The sequence below is a fragment of the Polynucleobacter sp. AM-26B4 genome, assembly GCF_018882285.1.
Lineage (GTDB): Bacteria > Pseudomonadota > Gammaproteobacteria > Burkholderiales > Burkholderiaceae > Polynucleobacter.
Map to the genome: position 1 here is coordinate 1 of NZ_JACVOT010000004.1, position 508 is coordinate 508.

The window sequence follows — 508 nt, forward strand, 5'->3', positions numbered from 1 at the left end:
CTGCGGATAACCGCACGAAGGTTTATGGTGACACATTGAGCTTAGGTACAAGCTCATTTACTAAGACTGCTGGTACCTATGCCAATAGTGAAGTGGCCACGGCTGTGACTTTGACCAGCGCCAATGGTTACGCTGCTAGCACGTCTCGTGCCGTAGGTACAAACGCTAGTGAGGTAGTTGCTACATCAGCCACCGGTACGGATGGCTTCTTGGCTAGCAACTATGACATCACCTATGTATCTGGTAGCTTGGCGATCACAGCTCGTCCGATCACCTTGACTGCGGATAACCGCACCAAGGTTTACGGTGATGGCCTCACATTAGGCACATCAGGCTTCACTAAGACATCTGGCACCTATGCCAATAGTGAAGTGGCCACGGCTGTGACTTTGACCAGCGCCAATGGTTACGCTGCTAGCACGACTCGTGCCGTAGGTACAAACGCTAGTGAGGTAGTTGCTACATCAGCCACCGGTACGGATGGCTTCTTGGCTAGCAACTATGACAT

General features: G+C 51.8%; 1 protein-coding gene. It reads left to right on the forward strand.

Features of this window, described 5'->3' with window-relative positions; genetic code table 11:
• Positions 1-508: hypothetical protein (locus ICE88_RS08425; protein ID WP_216252040.1), on the forward strand; the 508-nt coding region annotated here is incomplete at both ends.